Source organism: Methanobrevibacter curvatus, from assembly GCF_001639295.1.
Classification (GTDB): Archaea; Methanobacteriota; Methanobacteria; order Methanobacteriales; family Methanobacteriaceae; genus Methanoflexus; species Methanoflexus curvatus.
In genome coordinates this window covers 1-3,317 of sequence record NZ_LWMV01000053.1, presented here as the reverse complement: position 1 = coordinate 3,317, position 3,317 = coordinate 1, and the positions used below count along the sequence as shown (strand labels likewise).

General features: G+C 28.2%; 4 protein-coding genes. All 4 read right to left on the bottom strand.

The genetic code is table 11. From position 1 onward, the window contains the following. Positions 1–62: 62 nt before the first annotated feature. The 4 genes from MBCUR_RS01565 to MBCUR_RS01550 all read right to left on the bottom strand — a co-directional run bounded on the left by MBCUR_RS01565 (position 63) and on the right by MBCUR_RS01550 (position 2,983). Positions 63–608, bottom strand: coding sequence for a 2-oxoacid:ferredoxin oxidoreductase subunit gamma (locus MBCUR_RS01565; protein ID WP_067089379.1), 546 nt, complete (start codon positions 606–608; stop codon positions 63–65). A gap of 125 nt (positions 609–733) precedes the next feature. Then, complete coding sequence (locus tag MBCUR_RS01560; RefSeq protein ID WP_084269397.1) at positions 734–1,657, bottom strand: 2-oxoacid:ferredoxin oxidoreductase subunit beta; 924 nt, start codon at positions 1,655–1,657, stop codon at positions 734–736. Then, entirely contained in the window at positions 1,657–2,784 is a 1,128-nt protein-coding gene (locus MBCUR_RS01555; RefSeq protein ID WP_067089378.1) for a 2-oxoacid:acceptor oxidoreductase subunit alpha, read from the bottom strand. Before MBCUR_RS01555 ends, MBCUR_RS01560 begins: the two co-directional genes overlap by 1 nt. Then, positions 2,777–2,983, bottom strand: a complete 207-nt coding sequence (locus tag MBCUR_RS01550) for a 4Fe-4S dicluster domain-containing protein (protein ID WP_067089375.1) — start codon at positions 2,981–2,983, stop codon at positions 2,777–2,779. The genes MBCUR_RS01555 and MBCUR_RS01550 overlap by 8 nt, the downstream gene beginning before the upstream one ends. Positions 2,984–3,317 lie beyond the last annotated feature (334 nt).

Here is a 3,317-nt window from a genome sequence, read left to right as displayed (position 1 = left end):
TTTTTTTTTTTTTTTTTTTTTTTTTTTTTTTTTTTTTTAATTTATTAATAATATTTAGAGATTTAATTAAAATTATAGCCCTCTTCAAAGGCTTTTAGATTTTTATCTTCAGTTCCTTTTGGTACAGTTGATAAAATGGATTTTTTAGCACTATCATATGAAACAATTTCGCTAAATTTAGTTATTGCTCCAATCATAACAATATTTGCCACAATTTTTAATCCAACTTCTTCAGCTGCAGTTTTCGTTGCACATGCATGGAAAACCTTTAAATTATTTTGCTTGACAAAATCAGCAATTTCTTCTTCAACTACAGTGTCTGGGTCAATGATTAATATTCCATTTTCTTTTAAATCATATAAATATTTAATCAATGCTTCATGGGACATTGCAACTAAAATATCTGGATTTTGAACCTTTGGATAATCAATTTCTTCGTCTGAAATAATTACTTCAGTTCTTGATGCTCCACCACGAGCTTCAGGACCATAAGACTGTGTTTGAACACTATATTTTCCATCAAATATTGATGCTGCTTTACCAAGTATAATTCCTGCTAAAATAACTCCTTGTCCCCCAAATCCAGCAATTCTAATCTCTTTTCTCATTTAATCACTCATTATTTTGATGTTTATAATTATTTTTACTATTTTTATTATTTTTATTATTTTTTTCTTTTTTTAGCTTTATTTTTTTATTTATTATGCTTGTTAATATTATTATTCTTATTATTTTATAGAATATAAGCTGTTTTTCGTTTTGGTTTTTCTCCACACTGATTTAAACAGAGATTTTCAATTTCTGAGCTTATTTCTTTTCTTTGTTTGTTGACATACTCGCCAATGATGATTTTTCCAAACAATTCTTCTTCACTTTGTTTATCAGCAATAGCTTTAAAAATACTTTTTTCTTTAAATATCCTTATCATATCAACTGGAGTTCTTAATTTATTCTTGCGCCCATAGTAAGTTGGGCATTGAGAAGCTACTTCAACAAAAGAAAAACCAGGATTTTCTAATGCAGTTTTAATAGATAATGATAATGGTAATGCATGTGCAGTTGTCCATTTTGCAACATATGATGCACCTGCAGCTGTTACCAATTTAGATAAGTTGAATGGAGAGTCTTTAGAGCCATAAGGTGCTGTGGTTCCAACACTACCTTCTGGAGATGTTGGACTAATCTGACCACCAGTCATTCCATAAATGTTGTTGTTAATACAGATTACTGTTAAGTTTATATTTCTTCTTGCAGCATGGATCAAATGATTTCCACCAATGGCTGCTGCATCACCGTCACCAGTAAAAACAACAACATTTAAATCTGGATTTCCAAGTTTTAAACCAGTAGCAAAACTTAAAGCTCTTCCATGTGTTGTGTGAAGTGAATCACATTTAACATAACCTGGAATTCTAGAGGAACAACCAATACCAGAAACCATAGCTATTTTATCAAAATCTACATTACTTCGCTCTAATCCTTTTAAAAAGCTATTTAAAACAGTTCCATTTCCACAACCACTACAGAAAATATGAGGTAATCTATCTTTTCTTAAATATTTTAAATAGGGATTTTCTTTTAAATAGGGCACTTCTTTTAAATAATGGTCTTTTTTTAAGGAGTCTTCTGAAATATTTAAATTTTTGTTTTCACTCATTATATCAACTCCTTAATTTTTAAGAGTATTTCATTGGGTTTATGGAGTTCTCCACCAATTTTACCTAATAAATGGACATTAGCATTGTTTTTACTTACTCTTTCAACTTCATGAACTATTTGACCTAAATTCATTTCTACAACTATTAATTCATTTGCTATTTTAGCCATTTTTTCTACTTCTTCTTCTGGAAATGGCCAAGGAGTGTTAATTTTAAGGTATCCTACTTTAATTCCTTCTTTTCTTGCCAATTTAACTGCTGTAGCAATTGAACGAATAGGAGCACCATATGATATTAAAATAATATCTGCATCATCAGTTAAAACTTCTTTAACATCTATAATATCCTTTTTATTTTTCATTACTTTATTTACTAATCTCTTTACTAATTTTATATGATCTTTAGGATTTGATGGACTTGGATAGCCATTTTTTGTATGTGTTAATCCAGTAACTGATAAATTGTATCCATCTCCAAAGGAAGCCATTTCATATGTCCCATCATCATATGAATCAAATGGTAAAAATTCCTCATTAGACAAATTTGGTTTTTTTCTTTTGTAAGTATTTACTTTATCTGGAATTGTTATTTTTTCTCGCATATGACCAATAACTTCATCTGCTAAAATAATTACTGGGATTCTATATTTTTCGGATAAATTAAAAGCTTTAATTGTGAAATCAAAGAATTCTTGTACAGAAGAAGGAGATAAAGCTATTGGTTCATAATCTCCATGAGAACCCCATCTTGCTTGCATCATATCTCCTTGAGCAGCCATTGTAGGTTGACCAGTTGATGGAGAACCTCTTTGAACATTTACTATTACAATTGGAGTTTCTGTTATATGGGAATAACCAATATTCTCTTGCATAAGTGAAATTCCAGGTCCACTGGTTGCAGTCATTGATTTTTGCCCACTCCAACTTGCACCAACTATTGCTCCAACGGCAGAGATTTCATCTTCCATTTGAATAAAGCTTCCTCCGTTTTTTGGAAGGTTTAAAGCTAAGTTTTCAGCAATTTCTGTAGAAGGTGTAATTGGATATCCTGCAAAAAATCTACATCCTGCTTTTATTGCACCTCTTGCACATGCTTCATTTCCCTGAATAAAAACATTTTCACTCATCATCTTCCTCCACTAAAATTGCTTGATCTGGACACATTAATTCACAAAGATGGCATTGAACACAGTTTTCTATATTTTTAGGAAATGGTACTTGAACACCTTTTTTATTTGCAATATTTGAATTTTCATAGACCTTTTTAGGGCATGATTCCACACATATATTACATCCTTTACATAAATCAGGGTTTATTTTAATCATAAAAAGTAATCCTCTTTTAATATATCTTTTAAAGCATAATATATATTTGAATGCATTATAGATAATTAATTATAATAATTATTGCATTTATATGCAATTTAAAATTATTAAATAATTTAATATTAAATTTATTTATATCAAAACTTTATTTAACCAATTTATTAAGTTATTTATCCTATTTTCATTTATTAAAAATTAATCATTTAATATTATGTTTATAATAATTTAAATAATTATTTATTTATTTTTCAATTATCATGCTTAATTATTAGAATATAATAGTTTATATTAGTAAAGTATAAAAATAAATTATAAAATACTTATAATTTTATTT